Here is a 15,891-nt window from a genome sequence, read left to right on the forward strand (position 1 = left end):
CAATGGAAAATCACCACCAACAACGGCATCCCCTGGTTCACCCCACCACCACACCTCGACCCCACCCAAAAACCCCGACGAAACCACCACCACACGTCTCACCGCACCTAAGGAAAAGGACGCGGGGGCTTTATCCATGACGCCGGGCCGGCTGTCGGTTCCAACCCTGTCCGCGCACACGCGCCACTGCCGAGACAACAAACGCGAGGCCAACAAAACCAAGAAGCGCCCGCCGGCGAGTAACCGCCGTCGGACGCTTCCTGAATCGACCACATGCGGCGTAGACAACCGCCGAGAAGACAACCCCTACTCGCACCAAAAGAACGGAGCAGTCATCAATACGAGCTCAATCCCTACCGCGAATTTGGCCATCCCGTGTATGACTCCGCCAGGTACGCCTTCGCGTGCTCGGACGACACCACGGAGTGGAGCTCACCAAGCTGTCGGGCGCGGTCGAAGTCGTCGGCGCCAGGCACCGTGTGCAGCATGGAAGTCATCCAGTAGGAGAAGTGCTGGGCCTTCCAGACCCTTTCCAGCGCTCGGTCGCTATAGGCGTCCAACAACAGGGTGGAACCGGTGGAGTAGAAGGAATCGAGCCCCTCAAAGAGCACCTTGACGTCGTGAATGGCGAGGTTGAGCCCCTTCGCGCCGGTGGGCGGGACGGTGTGGGCGGCGTCTCCGGCCAGGAAAAGGTTGCCGTGGCGCATGGGTGTGTGCACAAAGCTCCGGAACGGCAGCACCATCTTCTCCAGGACCGGCCCCTCCTTGAGTTCGAAACCATTACCGTTGACGCGCTTGCGGAACTCGGACCAGATGCGTTCGTCGTCCCACTCGTTCACGTTTTCCTTGGGATCGCACTGGAAGTACATCCGCTGGACGGTTTCGGTGCGTTGCGAGATGAGGGCGAAGCCGTGCTCGGAGTTGGCGTAGATGAGCTCGTCGGCGCTGTGGGGTGCTTCGGCGAGGATCCCGAACCAGGCAAAAGGGTACTCGTGGAAGAACCACTTGCGGTTGGCCTCGGGAATCTGGAACCGGCAGTGGCTGCGTGATCCGTCGGCACCGACCAGGAAGTCGGCAGTGATCTCGAATTCCTGGCCGTCGGCGTCGGTGAACCAGACCTTGGGCTTGCCTTCGAGGTCGTGAACTGTGGTGTCGGTGACGCTGTAGCGGATGTCGCCGGCGTCGGCTTCGCGTCGTGCGGCAAGATCCATAAAGACGTCGGTCTGGGGGTAAAGCCACACGGACTCACCAACGAGTTCCTTGAAGTTGATGCGATGGCTTTCCCCATTGAAGCGCAGTTCGATGCCGTCGTGGCGATCGCCTTCACGCAGCACACGGTCGGACACACCTGAGTCCACCAGCAGGTTTACTGTTCCATGCTCCAGGATTCCGGCGCGGACCGTTTCCTGGATGGTCTGGCGGCTGCGGATCTCCACCACTACGGATTCGATGCCCTGCTTCGCGAGCAGGTGGGACAACATGAGCCCGGCAGGACCGGCGCCCATGATGGCTACCTGGGTGGTGATGGGTGTGCGTGCCATGGTTTTCCTCGCTTCGTTGCGGTCCCGCGGGGTCGGGATGAGCCTCGACCCAGTGTGGCCTGCGACGAGTGACTGGCGTTACATGGATTCCATTGAACGGAAGAAGAAGGTCACTCCGAGAGCTGGCGACCGATCCCCCGTGCGGCGGTTTGGAGCGCAGGAACCAGGGCCTGAAGTCGCATCTCAGCAAGCGGAACCACCACGCCGAGCGCGGCAACGGTGCGCCGCTTCGCGTTGGTTACCGGAACGGCGATACCCCAGGTATCCGGATCCACCACGCCGGCAAGTTGCGCGTAGCCTTGCTGCGCGGACTCAGCAAGAAGGTGACGTACGACGTCGGTACTCACCTTCCCGGCCGGGTCACGGAACTGCTTGAGGTACTCCGCCTGCAGTTCGCGCGGTTGATGCGACATGAGGGCGATCCCGGCCGAAGAAATGTGGACCGGCATCCGCCCGGCAATTTGGGCGCGGTTGGCCACCGATCCACGGCGCGAGAGCCGCTCCACGAACAGGGCTTCCCAGCCGTCGAGCACCGCCAGGTTGACGTTCTGGTTGAGGACTTGCTGAATGTCCTCCATAAAGGGCATGGCTGCCTGCCGGAGGGCCAACGTGGGCGAGTTCCGGTTCACAAGCTCCCATAACCGGAGGCCAAGCCGGACAGTGCCGGCGGCCCCGAGGTCCAGCAGGCCATGCTCCGCGAGCTGTCGAACCAACCGATGGGCCGAGGAAAGCGGCAAACCAGCGCGCTCGGACAGCTCCGTCAATTGGAGGGAGGTCACGCCGGCAGGGAAGGCTTCAATCAGCCTGACAACGCGGTCCACCACCGAATCGCCGGACGCCGAATTGGCCATCACGAACTCCTTTGCTGCGTCGGCACCCAGCCATCGCTTCCATTCAATGGTAGAACGTGTGCCCGGTTACAAAGCGCGGTGATACAAATCTCATATCCGACCGATCGTTCTGGTGGTCGGGATCCATCGAAGAAGTACTGAGGACGCTATGCCAACGATGTCATCTTCCCAACGCTCCCAATGGCCCGTCTGGCTTTGCTGGTTGGCCATGGTCCTGGACGGTTTCGACCTCGTGGTCCTTGGAACCGTCATCCCTACCCTCATCAAAACCGGTGAACTCGGTTTCGACGCCGTAGGAGCCACCTTCGCCGCGACAATCTCCCTGGTCGGCGTTGGGCTCGGCGCACTGTTCATCGCACCGCTTTCGGACAAGCTCGGCCGCCGCAAGCTGCTGATCGCCTGCGTGGCAGGGTTTTCGATCTTCACGATCGCCGTGGCCTTCGCACCCAACGTGGCCGTCTTCTCGGCATTCCGACTGGTGGCAGGACTGGGGCTCGGCGCGTGCTTGCCCGCTGCGTTGGCCTACATGAACGACTATGCACCGGCGGGCTCGGCGGGTAAGTCCACCACCCGGACCATGACCGGTTACCACGTGGGCGCCGTCGCCACGTCGTCGTTGGCCCTCCTGATCATCCCCAACTGGCGGTTGATGTTCATCATTGGAGGCTTGGCCGGGCTGGTGCTGTTGCCGTTCCTGTGGGCCAAACTCCCGGAGTCCCTGCCCGAGGCAGCCTCAGCAAGAGAAGCAGCCCACGAGAAGGCCGGCGCAACATCGGAGCCGGCGACCGCCGTCGTACATTCAGCCAGAGCGGGCACCCCAGAGGCCGCCCCGAAAGCCGGTTTCCGGGACCTGCTCCGGAAGCCGTACCCGCTGGTGGCCGTGGGAATCGGCGTCGCGTCGTTCATGGGACTGCTGCTGGTGTACGGGCTGAACACATGGCTTCCGCAGATCATGGCGGCGGCCGGCTACACAGTGAGCACCGGGTTGACGCTGCTGCTGGTCCTTAACGTTGGTGCAGTGGCAGGGCTGGTGCTTGCTGGCATCCTGGCCGATCGGCACGGCACCAAGAAGATCGTGCTGCTGTGGTTCGGGTTGTCCGCCGTCTTCCTTGCCCTGCTCAGCGTGAAGATCCAGAGTGAGTTCCTGCTCAACGCAGCAGTCTTCGTGACCGGCATCTTCGTCTTCAGCTCGCAGGTCCTGGTCTATGCCTGGGTCAGCCAACTCTTCCCGGCCAACCTCCGCGGAACCGCCTTGGGATTTGCCGCCGGCGTGGGCCGTCTGGGTGCAATCCTTGGGCCCGCAGTGACGGGAACCCTGGTTGCGGCGAACATCGTGTACCCGGCAGGCTTCTACGTTTTCGCCGCTGCCGGCGTGCTGGCCGTCGCAGCGTTGACGGTGGTGCCGCACAAGATCCGGGCCGGGAAAACAACCGTGCCGGCGGGAGAACGGTAACCGCCGGCACGGAGATTTACAGGCCCCGCGAACCGATTCCCAGAGAGGTTCACGGGGCCTGTGGCTTCAGGAGTCGCAATCCAGGGCTTGCCGGCCCCAGGGTTTCCCATGCCCGTCCCAGCAACTGTGGCCGGGCGGCGACGCAGCGCTCGGTGTACTGCTGGAGCGCCGGGAGGGCCTGGACGGCGAAGTCGATGTGGTCTTCGCGGATCATGTACTCCATGGCCCGGCACTGGTTTTCCGTTTCGCGGGCTCCCACCATCGCCGAGGAAATCTTGAGGCTGAGGACGGCTTCCATGCTGGCATCAACGTCGTTATCGCACAGCCCGCGGGAAATGCGGAGGATCCGGCTGGGGAGCATCGTCAGGTAGGTGGACAACAGGCGCAACACGGGCTTGGAATCGCCCAGTTCGTTGGCGAGGTTCTGCAGGGTTCGGACTTCCAGGGAAGGAATCTCGAAAGCGGGAACTTCCTGGGCCTGGAGGTCTGCGGGCAAGTTCCCGGGGACAGGAACGCTACGGTCCTGGTACTCACTCACCGCTGGCCGCCTGCACTGCTGCCGATTCCCCGGATGAGGCCTTGGAGGGGTCCTTGGTCCAGATGGAGGCGAGCATTCCGATGACCAGGACAGCCGGGGCACCGTACATGAGGATGTTCAGGACGATCGGTTCGCGCAGGGCACGGATGGCGTTGCCGACATAGGGGATCGTGGCGACTTGCTTGTCCACGGTTTGGCCCTGCAGGGTGGCGATCCAGGGGTCGATCCCGTTGTTCGCGTCGCCTTTGGTCTGCACGGCCACGCCGCCATCGGCGGTGGTGGTGATCTCGGTGATGCGGTGCGTTTCCACTCGCTGGTCCTCAACCGGGATGTGGTAGGTGATGATGTCGCCCACCTTGATGTCCTTGACCGGCGTCGGGACGGTCACGACGACGTCGCCCGGGTTGATCAACGGGGCCATGGAACCGGTGAGCATGGTGGAGGTCTGGTAGCCCAGGATGCGCGGCCCGATCGCGAGGAAAACGAAGACCAGGGCAGCGAGCACCAGCATGCCGGCACCAACGACTTTGAACGTCTTGCCCGCGATGCGTCGGAACGCGCCGGGAGCTGCTTGGGTGGAAACCCCGACGGCGGCCGGTGAGGTTGCTGCTGTGGGCTTCAGTACCGCCGCGGACTGCTTCACGGCGGTGGTCGTGGGGGCGCCGGACTCGGCGGGCTGCATCGGCTTGGCGGGCTGCACCGGCTTGGCGGCGGAACGCCGGCCATGGAGGGCGGGGGTGTTGATGCTGGTCAGTGCGCTCATGATCCTGGCGTTCCTTCCGTGGTGTTGTTCATCGTCTGGTTAAGAGTCTGTACCGCCTGACTCAGGCTTCCTGCTGGAAATCCTCAAGTCTGGCTCAGGATTATCCGGCGGGCCTGATCAGGAAGGGGGGATGCCTGACCAGGCCCGGCGGGGTCTTGGATCCCCGGCGTATCGACGGCCGGGGAATGCCGGCGCCCGACGGACCTTGCGCTGGGCGGCGGCGAGTTGGGCCGCGGCACGCTGGACGGATTTTGCGCTGGGCGACGGCGAGTTGGGCCGCGCCGCGCTTGTCGGACTTTGCGCTGGGCGACGGCGAGTTGGGCCGCGCCGCGCTTGTCGGACTTTGCGCTGGGCGGCGGCGAGTTGGGCCCCGCCGCGCTTGTCGGACATTGCGCTGGGCGACGGCGAGTTGGGCCGCGCCGTGCTGGCCGGATTTTGCGCTGGGCGACGGCGGGATTGGGCGGCGGGTTGATGGTGCCGCCAGGCCTGATCGGGCTGGGGTGGTGAATCCGATCAGGCCCGGCGAGGCCCGGTGTGCCGGGTCATCCCGGCGGTTCGTGGAACCGGAGGCCCGGCCGGAAGGGCAAACAGGCCGGACCTCCGGGGCGTGAAGCCCGGAATCGCCCTGGTTACTTGACGGTTTCGGTGCGTTGGGTGCCGGTGAAGGAGAAGGCGATGGTGGAGGTGGCGCCTTGGAAGGTGTTGTCCGCGGTGGTGGGGAACGCGGTGGTGACCTTGAGGTTGTCGGTCTTGGCCGAGGTCAGGGAGGTCAGGTTGTTCAGGACCTTGTTCGCGCCGATCACCGGGGCCGAGGCCAGCACGGTGGTCTTGGTCCCTGCGCAGGTGTACGGGGCAGCGGACCCGGTCCACGGTACGGAGCAGTTCTCGATGGTCAGCTGCAAACCATTCACCGTGTCGGTGGTCAGCAAGGAAGAAGTGGCGCCGGCGGAGGTGGTCAGGGTGACGTTGTTCAGGTCCGAGTTGCCGGTGTTGGCCAGGGTGACGAGCTTTTCGACCTTGTCACCGGGCAGCAGGCCCGCGACCGGGACGTTCAGGGTGTTCGATGCCCCGGTGCCCAGGGCGATGGTCACGGTCCCGGCGGTCACGGCCTGGGAAGCGGAGGTGGAGGAAGTGAACGCACCGTAGGTGCCCATCCCGGCGACGGCGGCCGCGGTGCCGACCAGGGCGACGGAGGCGAGGATCTTGCAGGAAGTGGTCTTGAGGCTGATGGCCATGTGAATCAGTGTCCTTTTCAAAGTGGCCACCGTTTCCCCGGACGGCCGATTCCTTGTTTCCAGCCCTTACTGGCTGACAAGAAATACTCTGACGGCCCCACCTCAAGAACCCCTCCTGCAATCAATCAACAGTTCCTCAGGAAAGCCTCAAGAGTTTCGAGGCCTCGACCGCGTGCCGAAAGTCGTCCCGGAAGCCGATTTCCACAGGAACCATGCACTCAGTGCGGCAGGAGCCCCAGCACCGGAAGGACCACCGCCGTCGAAACGGCCATGGCCGCGGTGTTGCCGATCACCGGATGGAAACCGGAAGGCAGCCAAGATGCCACCAGACGGGCAAGGGGTGGTGCCAGCAATGCACCCAGGAAGGCGCCGCCAATGATTGAGGCCCAGGATCCGTTGAAAGCAAAGACCGCTGCCGGGGCCACCGAAACTACAGGAGCGTAGGTGGCCGCCCATCCGCCGTTACGGAACCATCCCCGCCACAGCACCACGCCCACCGCCGACGCAATGGCCTGGGCGCACAGGATGTGGGGCACCAGGTGGGAGCCGTAGGCAGGAAGGGCCGGATTCAGGACGAACGCGGCCGCCACCCCCAGGATCACCCCGATGCCCGCCACCTCGTTCGCGAAGAAAAACGTTTCCGTGAAGTCCTTGAGGACCCGCCTCGCAGCCCAGTGGACTTCGTTCCGAAAAGACATTCCCGACGCCGGTGGGCCCGGTTTCGGTGCTGCCTCCGGCATCACGTCTGCAGGCAAAGGGTCCCCACCGGCCGGCAACCCCCGCACGTCTTCACGATCGCCGGCAGCACCTTGTGTGGCCCCCACCAACCCGGGCAGTCGCTGGATGACCAGGAACGACACCGCTGTCCCGATGGACATCGCCGCGACGTTGGCCACTGAGGACGGCAACCCCAGAGGGTCCGATAACAGAGCACTTAAGAGCACCGCCAAGGCTGTGGTGCTGGCGGCTCCGAGCACCGCCCCCGTCACGCACGTCTTCCATCCGGGACCGTGAACCAGAACCACGGCGGGCGCGACGCAAACAAAAGGGACGAACGTCGGCTGCCACCCGCCGTCGAGCATCCAACCGAAAGCTGCGTTGGAGATCAGGAGGCTGAGACATGCCGATGCCATCACCCACGGCCAGAGCCCGGTGCCGTAGCTCAATTCGCCCGCCCAACGGCAACGACGGCGGCCGGCCCACCACGCGATCAAGGCGCCTGCCAGGAGCCCGATAGTGGCGAGTTCGGATTTGTAGAACAACGGTTCGGTCATGTCGCCCACGAGCCACCGAAGGGCGGACAAGGGCGATTGGTCCACAGCTTCAGCCCACCCCGAAAAGACCGGACCGATCCGCGGCGATTGCGGGGCGGTCAGAAGGAGCAACCCGGCGAAACCGACGATCACTGCGGCTATGCCAAAGGCGCCAACGACGGTCCCTGCAATGGTCCGGCTGACACCCGGTTTCACATCGGGGCTAACGGGGGTGGCAACTGCGGCAATGAGGGTCATGGATGGTCCTGGCGTCCGAAGAGGCGGTGTTACGGTGCAGCGTAACCGCGCGTCGAACGCGGCCCACAATGCGGGCCGAACCATCGGATTATGACCGGAACGCGAGAGGCCCCGGCCCGGTTGTCAGCAAGTCACAACCGGGCCGGGGCCCTCAACGTTCCAGGCGGTCAGGCCTTCTTGCGGGTCAGCAGTCCCCAGATGATCAGGACGATCAGGGAGCCGCCAATGGCCAGCAGCCACGTGGAGAGCGACCAGAACTCGTTGATGCCCACGTTGAAGAGTGCGCTTCCGATCCAGCCGCCCAGGATTGCGCCCACCACTCCGAGGAGCAGTGTCGCCAGCAGTCCGCCACCCTGCTTGCCCGGCTTGATGGCCTTGGCGATAGCACCGGCGATGAGGCCCAGAATGATCCATCCAAAGAATCCCATTTTTCTTCTTTCTCTCGTGCGGTGGCCCTTGGGTACGCCGTTCGGCGCTTACCAGGAACCCTCATTTATGCCCGCCAGCGGAGTCGCCGGAACATACCGACGACTTGGCTGGCTGACGGCCTGCCGGCAGGGTCGGGGTCTGTCATGGCGTGCAACACCATGGACCAGCGCCGCCGGACCGTGCCGGGAACCCGTGGTTCGCTCAACGTCCTTGCCACCATGGACTCGAGCGGAGGCCCTGGAAACGCCTTGGTGCCGGTGAGGCACTCAAGGGTCACCAATCCCAGGGCATAGATATCGCTGGCCGGGGTAGGCGTTTCACCCCGGACGGCTTCGGGACTCATGTAGTGGGGCGTCCCCGAAGACGAACTGCGCGGCGCGTGGCCCGGACTGATGGCGATGCCGAAGTCGGTCAGCATGGCCCGCCCGGCATCTGCCGTGCCCGGGACCAGGATGTTCCCGGGCTTGATGTCGTTGTGCACCACGCCGCGACGATGGATGTAAGCGAGCGCCTTGGCAACATCGCTCATCCACGCCATGGTCGGAAGCGGCCCGGCAGGAGCCTCGCGCAGGACGGCCCGGAGGTCCCGGCCGTCCACCAGATCCATAACCACGAAGTTCCGGACCTGCCCTTCGACGGCCAGCTCGCCCGAATCGCGCAGCCGGACGATGTTCCGGTGACGCAAGCGCCTGTGAATGTGCAACTCCTGTTGGAAAGCCGTGGATGTGCCGGGCTGCGGGTCAAGGGTTTCAGCTCCACGGAAGATCTTGGCTGCGCGCAACGTTCCCGTCCGCTCGTCCCACGCTTGGTGCACCTGGGCTTCCGATCCGCCACCGAGCCAGCGCCCCAGCCGGTATCGCCCGCCCAGCAGCAGGCTGTGGCTTCCGCTCCCAGCCGCCGCTTCCGAGCCCATCGCTTCGTGATGCAGGCTCGACGGCGGTGTTCCCGGCTTTGTGGGGCCGGTTGGTGTAACGAGCGAAGTCACTGAAGGAGTGCTTCTACGTCCGCTGGGACAACTCCGATTGCCCGGGCCAACGCTTCGCGCTCAAGTCCGCTGTCCACAGCTTTCTTGAAGGCCAATTGGAAGGTGTTCCTTGCGATGGCCAGTTCGTGTTCAAGGCTCTGCCATCGCTGGGCCGCTACCCATACACTACTGACGGGATCCATGGCATCGATGTCCATCCGGAATCCGCAACCGCAAGCCCATTCGGGCCATATCGGCTCAACCGAGGTCCACTGCATTGAGGCACTGCCCGGCCCGGAAGAGATCGCCATGCTGGAGCCACAGTGCGTGGGTCCAGCGAGGACGGACACGTCCTGGCACACGTCTCCATGGTGCACGTGATCCGTTCCGCGAAGCGGCTCATCCGCGGGAGCGTGCTCCCTCACTACGACAGTCATTGTCTCTCCCACACCCTGGTAAGTAACTCGACTATCTAGTTATATGTGTACTTATCAATTCTGTCCAGTTGGCTTTACGTCGGGTTCCACCTGATCAATCGCCTCGCGGATGCGACGCAGGAAGTCCATAACCACCAAGGATTCGCCGCGGCTCAGGGAAGCAGCGACATCCAGCATCCGCCCATGCATCCCGCTGAGGGTGTTGCGAACTTCAAGGTCGGAGCCCTTCGTGGGCCGCAGCACCAGGGCACGCCGGTCAGTGGGGTGGGGTTCGCGCACAACATACCCGGACCTGACCAATCGATCCACCAGGGTGGTCATCGACGCGGAGGTAATACCCAAGCGGGCAGCAAGCTCCTTCGGCCCCACATCCCTGCCGGCACGCTCGTTCTCGAGCAGGTAGCGCAAGGCGAGCAGGTCGGTTTCACCCATCCCCATGGACGATCCGGTGCGCCGCCGCATTGCAGCCTCCGCACTGCGGTAATCCCGCAGCGCATTCAGTACTTCGACCGCGACGGTCTCCTGCCCGTACCAATATCCTTCCTTAACGGCATTCGCTGTCATGAAAAATCCTTCGTTAGACGAGTAACACGGTTGTCTAAGTTCTTTCATCTTAGCGAAGGGTACGGAGTCAGCAACCTTTCACGGCGGAGGCGGGCAGGCCGACGTCGTGCGTCTGCCGAACCGCGCCCAATATAAGGCCGCGCACCTGCCGGGCTCCGACCGCGCACCTGCGGGGGCCACGCGCGAGAGACAGTCCGCGCGTTGGCCGTGCCGCCTATTCGCCTGCCGCACGTTTGGAAGGGCCCCGCATTCAGCAGGAAGGCGTCGTCAGGCCGGGCCCAACCGACGCCACACGGCAGGCGCCACCACCACCGCGACGCCGATGGCGGCACCGATCACTGTCTCGACGATGCGGTCGCGCAGCAGCAGCCCGGGATCGACGGGAGCTGCAAGCAACGTGGCGAACAAGGCCAGGGGCGTCACAAAGACCTGGGCCACGAGGTACTGGCGCGCTATGAAGAGCTCGGCGCCGAACTGGCAGGCAGCGATCACCAACACCATGGCCCAGGGTGCAGGGTTGAGCCACAAGATACCGGCCAGCAGAACCAGGCCAATCACGGTGCCCGCGATTCTTTGGATGCCGCGGCTGACGCGGTGCCTGGTGGAATGGCCTACGAGCGGAACCACTGCAGCCACCATGGCCCAGTAGGTGTGCCCGAAACCGAGCCGCTCACCCACCAGCGTCGCGATGGTTCCTGCAAGGCCCGCGGCCACGAGGTACCCACCACCCTCGAGCCAGAATGCGCGCCTTTCAAGCGGCGTGTGCCGGATACGCGGCGGGCGCTTCCATGGCGTGCGGTGGCTCTTGACCACGCGGGCCGACATCCCGATCAGCAAGCACAGGACGGTGGTCAGCACGGAAACGAGCATCGCCTCCCACAGCGGTGGCTGGGCGGCAATGGACGCAATCGCGGCGAAGGCGAAGATATGAAAGAGCGAGCCGCCCGGACGCAGCCGCCACGCCGCAACAACCACGGAACACAAGCCCGCAACCAGCGTGGTCACGGCCGTGAGGAGCCAGGAATAGGCGGTTCCATCGATCCCGAGCGACTGTGCCACCCGTGCCGTCAACGTCGCCAGCAGGATCACCAAAAGCATGAAGCCACCTGCCCGGAGCTGGCTGCGGAAGCGGAGGCTGTGCGGCTCGTTCCGGCCATAAATTCCCGTAAACGCACCGAACGAGGCGAATACCGCAAGGTCCAGGCGGCCCATGAGCAACAGCGTAATCAGCGGAACAAAAACACCAACAGCGCAGCGGAGGGCCGGGTGATGGTCCTTGTTACCGGGACCCATCGTGAACATTTCCGCTACAGCCTTCAAGGGGCGGCTCGCCTTTCGTCGCAGGATCAAACGCACGACGGCGGCACTGGCGTCCGCTTCGAATCTTACGCCCGGGTCCGTCGGCAGGGCCGGGATTGTGGGTGGTTAGTGCGCCTTATCACTGGCGGCTCTGGCCGCGGGCTTCTGACAGCAACTGTTCCGTCGGAGGGCCAGGGGACCTGCCGCAAGCCCAGACCGCACGGCCCGGAGCTTGCGTGCAGGTTCCGTCCCGGAAGGGCAAACCAGGTGGTCGCCTGCACACAAGCTCCGGAGTCTAGAAGCTCGTAGCGTTCGGACTGATGAACTGTGAAGTGGAGAGGGCATTGCCCGCGATATCCGACAACCCGGACGACGGCGTGAACTTGGCTGCGGCCGCTCCTTGGGCTGTTGTGTTGGGGCTTCCCGAAGAGAGGGCACCCAACGTGATGGTTAGGGTCTTCGTCGTTGGGTTCCACACCAAGACTGACGCACTGGTAGAGGACCCCCTGAACGTCACCGAACCGGAGTTCTCGTAGTCCTTGCCAAGGGACACTGTGCCGAAACGGAAGGTGTTGCAGGCACTGTTCGTGACGCTGACGGTGAGGCTGTCGGACGCATTGATGGTCACCGTCACCTGGTTGTTGCCGCTGATGGTCTGGGTAGCGGTGTCGCTTGACCACGCGCTGCAGATCTTGCTGGCATCCAGGGCTTCCGAGTATGTGACGGTGATGGTGTCGTTTTCTTCGACCTTGCCGAGGTTGCCGCCACCGTTGCCGAGTTGGATGTTCGTGACGGTTGGGGCCGTGGCATCCTTACTGGACGTATCCAGGCCGGGCTGGCTCGTATTGCCTGCGGCGTCGGTGGCCCGGGCGGAATACGTTATTGTGCCGTCGTTGAGAGTGCTCAGATTCAGGCCGCTGGTGGACCAACTGCCGGAGCCGTTCGCCGTACGGGTCTGCGTCACGGTGTGTGCAGCGCCCGCGTCGGTGACGGTCAGAACAATTGTCGAGTTCGCTTCAGCCGTGCCAGTCACCGACACATTGGAAACGTTGGAAGCTGTGATCAGCGTCGGTGCATTCACAGATGGTGCGTTGGGAGCTGTTGCGTCCACCGTGGTCGCGGTACTCCGCAGGCTCTCGCTGCCCTGCCACTGGGAGATCATCGGCGTCACGGCGTAGTACCAGGTACCCGTAGTAGCCGTGTCCGTGCAACTCAGGGCCGACACCGTTCCAGTGCAGGTGCCGGATCCAGCCACTTTGGTTCCGCCACTTGCAGAGGTGTAGCGGGAAATGCTGTACCCGGCCACTGACTTTCCTGCCGCCGTCGAACTTGCCGCCCAAGTGACCGTAACGTTGCCGGCAAGCCCTACTGTGGCGACCGGCTTGGCGCCCTGTGCCACCGTGTCCGCCTTGGCGCCGCCGGCATTGCTGCTGACAGTCGTCCAGAATGCGCTGGCCGCAGGACCACCCCACGAAACCAGGAGTATCCCGAGCAAGACCACCATGACCCGGTTCCACCTGCCCATGGTGAACTTCTCCGGGGCTCCTTGGTTTGCTCGGCGGTTCACTTCTTGACCTCCAAGGTGACTGGGACGCTGAAGAGGGAGCCTTGGCAGGCAGACAGCGAGGCTGTGCTCATGCTTGCTGCGTTCGGGAGCCTCAATAGCGCCGAGGAATTGGCCGGAATGGTTACTTGCTGGGGTAGCGCCGGCGTTAGCGTCACGCCTGTTGTGGTGCAGCCAGGATGGGAGGCGTCGGCCGTGACTGCCCCATTCGGAGTGACGCCGATGACGGTGACGGCGTACGGATTGGGGTTGGTGGCGCGGAGTATGGCGTCCGCGGTCCCGCCTGGAACGAGGCTGTTTTGGGGAGTGTCACCACCGAGGAGTGCAACCACCGTGACAGTCTGCATGGTCCCATTAGTCGCAGCGCCAGCGCCTGCCCCGGTGGTGGCCCAGTAGGCGTAAGCGGAACCAACGCCGCCCAGGATGCACAACGCAACCGTGGCCGCCGCCGTTCGGGCGAACCTGCCTGGCTGCGTGGGCCTGACGCGGGGCGCGCGGGAGAAGTTCATGTCAGTTGCCCTGTCCCGTGCCGGAGTAGGTGAGTTGGAGGGTGGCGCCTTTGCAACCGTCTTGAAGGAGAGGCGTGTCCAGCATGGTGATCCGGGGCCAGCCCGCTTCGGCTACGCCCAGGCCGGAAAGTGAGCTCGGACCGGGTTGAACGGCAAGCGGGTAAGCCCCGGTGTACTGCGTGATGCTGTAGTCAGCGGCACTGCAAGGAAGGCCCGCTGCAATAGCCGCCGGCGTCCGCACTACCTGGCCAATGGCGACGGCGAGGTTCGTCACGGCAATGCTCTTGCGTTCAGGATTCGAGATCTGCAGGTCCAGGGGGAGGGAAACACCGGGAGCGAGTGCACCGGACAGGGAAGCCGAAACGCCGAAGGTCCGTTTGACCTCCTTGACCTGCAACTGCGCTTTCGCCGGGTTGGACTGGACCGCCCCGCTGGTAGCCGTCACGCTGAAGTCGGATTTTCCCGCGGGTGTGGTGGGTGACGCCGAGACGGTCAAAGTCGCTTTCGCCGAACCGCCGGATGCCAGAACCACCGACGACGGCGACCAACCCGCCGTCGTTCCCGTGGGGAGTCCGGCGACGGACAGAGAGACGGTCCCGGAGAGACTTCCCGTAGCCGAAACAGATACTTCGTAAGTGGCCGACTGTCCTTGATCGACACTGCGGCTGGCAGGTGACAGCGCCACAGTCAGGCCCTTGGATCCATTCCCTGACGCGGCCTGCCCACCATTTTGCCCGACACGAAGGACACCGCAGGCGGCCAAGGTGGTCACCACGGCCAAGACAACCAGCAGTCCCAGGATGGATGTGCGGATTGCTGCTCCGGGTCCACGGAAAAAGCTTGTGCCAAACACTGGGAGGTGGGCCATGGGGTCTCCTTCCGGGCTGAAGCGATGAGATCTTGACGGGACGAACCAGCCGGGGCCCTCCTCGTTCGAGGCGGTCCCCGGCTGGCGGAGTGTTAGTTGCTGGTGACGTTGACCGTCACGATCGCCGACTTGCAGGCGTCCTGGTTCACGGTGGCGTTGTCGTTGAACTTCAGGACGCCGCTGCCCACAGATGTGCCGGTCGCGTTGGCGGCGACGAGTGAATTGCTGGTCACTGCAGTGACTTCGAACCACGCCGGAAGACAGCCGGCAACGTTGGTGGTGACGTTCGCCGTGAGTGCACCAACCACAGTGCCGGTGGTGGTGGAGTTGTCCGCAGTGTAAGCAACATTGATCTGGTTGCCTGGCGCCAAGCCGCCCGCAAAGGTGGCGTGCAGCGTGACCGTACCGCCGCCGGTGGAGTTCGTGGCTGAGCCGCTTCCGGAACCCGTGGTGGTCCAGTAAGCGTAGGCTGCGCCGCCACCGACGGCGACGAGTGCCACGCCTGCGACGGCGGCGGTGATACGGCTCTTCTTGGAAAGCTTGCGCATGGTAAGGCTCCTTGGTTGATTCACAGTCCAGGGAGCCGCGTCGCAACCCCCAGCATCCGATCGTTGTTGTTCGGATGAAGCGATGCCCCCAATGGTTCAGTCAGTCCAAGGCCCATGGCTACTCTCGGATGTACCCCACTTTTCTTCTCGAACAAGGGGTTGGAAATACCTTCATTCCGCAGGCAAGTACTCAGTTTTCGAAAGTCCGGCTACTTGGTTCCTTTGACCCGTTGCAGCACGCCGGGGTCACGCTGATGGTGCTGCCCGGCTGTTCCATTCCGCGCCAACACTGGACTCCGCCCCCGCAGGCTCCGCTCCGGCGCATGCCCTTCCCGCTCCTTCCCGCTCCATGGAAAGGGCCCTTTGCTTTGTCCTTGATTTTTAGGGTCCGGCTCTTGCCGCACCGGGCCCTCCCGAGGCGTGCTGCGCGAACTTTGTGCCTGTCTTGAGCAAAAACTGCGCTGATGTTCGAACGGTCCCGGTGTGTGACTTAACCACGACGGCGGTCCGGTCGCCTTCGCGAGGTGACCAGACCGCCGTCGTACTTCTTTGGCTGTTGTTGCTCCGCGTCTGACTCGAACATCTCCGTCATACCGGCGGATTCGCAGTCCCGCTGCGGTCCTGTGGCTTAGCCGTGTGCGGCGAGGAGGGTGGAGGCTTCCTGGCGGGTGGTGCCGGAGGATTCGATGTGGGCGAGGGCTTCGGGGATGTCCCAGCCCTTTTTGCGCATCGCGGTGGCCCAGAGCCGGCCGGCCCGGTAGGAGGAGCGGACCAGGGGCCCGGACATGACCCCGAGGAAGCCGATCTCTTCGGCCTC

Annotated in this window: 16 protein-coding genes and 1 pseudogene; 1 reads left to right on the forward strand and 16 read right to left on the reverse strand. The window is 64.1% G+C overall.

Annotation, left to right across the window (positions count from 1 at the left end; translation table 11 throughout):
* Window positions 1–353 precede the first annotated feature (353 nt).
* Window positions 354–1,541: a 4-hydroxybenzoate 3-monooxygenase gene (locus tag ACIQT2_RS23415; RefSeq protein WP_402951551.1), complete on the reverse strand. Its 1,188-nt coding sequence runs from the start codon at window positions 1,539–1,541 to the stop codon at window positions 354–356.
* Window positions 1,542–1,651: 110 nt separating this feature from the next.
* Window positions 1,652–2,392 (reverse strand): IclR family transcriptional regulator, encoded by a 741-nt coding sequence (locus ACIQT2_RS23420; protein WP_400333116.1) that lies wholly within the window; start codon window positions 2,390–2,392, stop codon window positions 1,652–1,654.
* A gap of 148 nt (window positions 2,393–2,540) precedes the next feature.
* Between ACIQT2_RS23420 and ACIQT2_RS23425 the strand changes: the two genes are divergently transcribed.
* Window positions 2,541–3,845: an MFS transporter gene (locus ACIQT2_RS23425; protein ID WP_402951554.1), complete on the forward strand. Its 1,305-nt coding sequence runs from the start codon at window positions 2,541–2,543 to the stop codon at window positions 3,843–3,845.
* Window positions 3,846–3,894: 49 nt separating this feature from the next.
* Here the strand turns inward: ACIQT2_RS23425 and ACIQT2_RS23430 are convergent, their stop codons facing one another.
* From ACIQT2_RS23430 to ACIQT2_RS23495, 14 genes and pseudogenes are all read right to left on the reverse strand, one after another.
* The gene (locus ACIQT2_RS23430) at window positions 3,895–4,383 is read right to left on the reverse strand and encodes an Hpt domain-containing protein (RefSeq protein WP_402951557.1); all 489 of its coding nucleotides are present in this window, start codon (window positions 4,381–4,383) and stop codon (window positions 3,895–3,897) included.
* Window positions 4,376–5,146, reverse strand: a complete 771-nt coding sequence (locus ACIQT2_RS23435; RefSeq protein ID WP_402951560.1) for a signal peptidase I — start codon at window positions 5,144–5,146, stop codon at window positions 4,376–4,378. Before ACIQT2_RS23435 ends, ACIQT2_RS23430 begins: the two co-directional genes overlap by 8 nt.
* A gap of 629 nt (window positions 5,147–5,775) precedes the next feature.
* Window positions 5,776–6,381 (reverse strand): TasA family protein, encoded by a 606-nt coding sequence (locus ACIQT2_RS23440; RefSeq protein WP_402951563.1) that lies wholly within the window; start codon window positions 6,379–6,381, stop codon window positions 5,776–5,778.
* A gap of 218 nt (window positions 6,382–6,599) precedes the next feature.
* Entirely contained in the window at window positions 6,600–7,892 is a 1,293-nt protein-coding gene (locus tag ACIQT2_RS23445; protein ID WP_402951566.1) for a hypothetical protein, read from the reverse strand.
* 167 nt (window positions 7,893–8,059) lie between these two features.
* Window positions 8,060–8,320 carry a GlsB/YeaQ/YmgE family stress response membrane protein gene (locus ACIQT2_RS23450; protein ID WP_397326500.1) on the reverse strand — a complete coding sequence of 87 codons (261 nt, stop codon included), beginning with the start codon at window positions 8,318–8,320 and terminating at the stop codon, window positions 8,060–8,062.
* Window positions 8,321–8,385: 65 nt separating this feature from the next.
* A complete protein-coding gene (locus ACIQT2_RS23455) occupies window positions 8,386–9,306 on the reverse strand; it encodes a serine/threonine-protein kinase (protein WP_402951568.1) in 921 nt (306 codons plus the stop codon).
* Complete coding sequence (locus tag ACIQT2_RS23460) at window positions 9,303–9,722, reverse strand: hypothetical protein (protein WP_402951571.1); 420 nt, start codon at window positions 9,720–9,722, stop codon at window positions 9,303–9,305. Before ACIQT2_RS23460 ends, ACIQT2_RS23455 begins: the two co-directional genes overlap by 4 nt.
* Window positions 9,723–9,776: 54 nt before the next feature.
* Window positions 9,777–10,286 (reverse strand): MarR family winged helix-turn-helix transcriptional regulator, encoded by a 510-nt coding sequence (locus ACIQT2_RS23465; RefSeq protein ID WP_402951573.1) that lies wholly within the window; start codon window positions 10,284–10,286, stop codon window positions 9,777–9,779.
* 267 nt (window positions 10,287–10,553) lie between these two features.
* Entirely contained in the window at window positions 10,554–11,606 is a 1,053-nt protein-coding gene (locus ACIQT2_RS23470; protein WP_402951576.1) for an FUSC family protein, read from the reverse strand.
* Window positions 11,607–11,880: 274 nt separating this feature from the next.
* Window positions 11,881–13,152, reverse strand: a complete 1,272-nt coding sequence (locus ACIQT2_RS23475; RefSeq protein ID WP_402951579.1) for an Ig-like domain-containing protein — start codon at window positions 13,150–13,152, stop codon at window positions 11,881–11,883.
* Window positions 13,149–13,658 (reverse strand): hypothetical protein, encoded by a 510-nt coding sequence (locus tag ACIQT2_RS23480; RefSeq protein ID WP_400333083.1) that lies wholly within the window; start codon window positions 13,656–13,658, stop codon window positions 13,149–13,151. Before ACIQT2_RS23480 ends, ACIQT2_RS23475 begins: the two co-directional genes overlap by 4 nt.
* A gap of 1 nt (window position 13,659) precedes the next feature.
* A complete protein-coding gene (locus ACIQT2_RS23485; protein WP_402951582.1) occupies window positions 13,660–14,526 on the reverse strand; it encodes a hypothetical protein in 867 nt (288 codons plus the stop codon).
* Window positions 14,527–14,618: 92 nt separating this feature from the next.
* Window positions 14,619–15,074 (reverse strand): hypothetical protein, encoded by a 456-nt coding sequence (locus ACIQT2_RS23490; protein ID WP_402951585.1) that lies wholly within the window; start codon window positions 15,072–15,074, stop codon window positions 14,619–14,621.
* Window positions 15,075–15,702: 628 nt separating this feature from the next.
* Window positions 15,703–15,891, reverse strand: a pseudogene (locus ACIQT2_RS23495) (lipoyl synthase); the annotation flags it as partial.

Origin of the sequence: Paenarthrobacter sp. NPDC090522 (genome assembly GCF_044769225.1) — a bacterium.
Lineage (GTDB): Bacteria > Actinomycetota > Actinomycetes > Actinomycetales > Micrococcaceae > Arthrobacter.

Bases quoted from the DNA above. Each gene is read 5' to 3' on its own strand.
- ACIQT2_RS23465 (WP_402951573.1), bottom strand. From the start codon at position 10,286: ATGACAGCGAATGCCGTTAAGGAAGGATATTGGTACGGGCAGGAGACC.
- ACIQT2_RS23420 (WP_400333116.1), bottom strand. From the start codon at position 2,392: ATGGCCAATTCGGCGTCCGGCGATTCGGTGGTGGACCGCGTTGTCAGG.
- ACIQT2_RS23425 (WP_402951554.1), top strand. From the start codon at position 2,541: ATGCCAACGATGTCATCTTCCCAACGCTCCCAATGGCCCGTCTGGCTT.
- ACIQT2_RS23490 (WP_402951585.1), bottom strand. From the start codon at position 15,074: ATGCGCAAGCTTTCCAAGAAGAGCCGTATCACCGCCGCCGTCGCAGGC.
- ACIQT2_RS23445 (WP_402951566.1), bottom strand. From the start codon at position 7,892: ATGACCCTCATTGCCGCAGTTGCCACCCCCGTTAGCCCCGATGTGAAA.
- ACIQT2_RS23440 (WP_402951563.1), bottom strand. From the start codon at position 6,381: ATGGCCATCAGCCTCAAGACCACTTCCTGCAAGATCCTCGCCTCCGTC.
- ACIQT2_RS23415 (WP_402951551.1), bottom strand. From the start codon at position 1,541: ATGGCACGCACACCCATCACCACCCAGGTAGCCATCATGGGCGCCGGT.
- ACIQT2_RS23480 (WP_400333083.1), bottom strand. From the start codon at position 13,658: ATGAACTTCTCCCGCGCGCCCCGCGTCAGGCCCACGCAGCCAGGCAGG.
- ACIQT2_RS23450 (WP_397326500.1), bottom strand. From the start codon at position 8,320: ATGGGATTCTTTGGATGGATCATTCTGGGCCTCATCGCCGGTGCTATC.
- ACIQT2_RS23460 (WP_402951571.1), bottom strand. From the start codon at position 9,722: ATGACTGTCGTAGTGAGGGAGCACGCTCCCGCGGATGAGCCGCTTCGC.
- ACIQT2_RS23485 (WP_402951582.1), bottom strand. From the start codon at position 14,526: ATGGCCCACCTCCCAGTGTTTGGCACAAGCTTTTTCCGTGGACCCGGA.
- ACIQT2_RS23435 (WP_402951560.1), bottom strand. From the start codon at position 5,146: ATGAGCGCACTGACCAGCATCAACACCCCCGCCCTCCATGGCCGGCGT.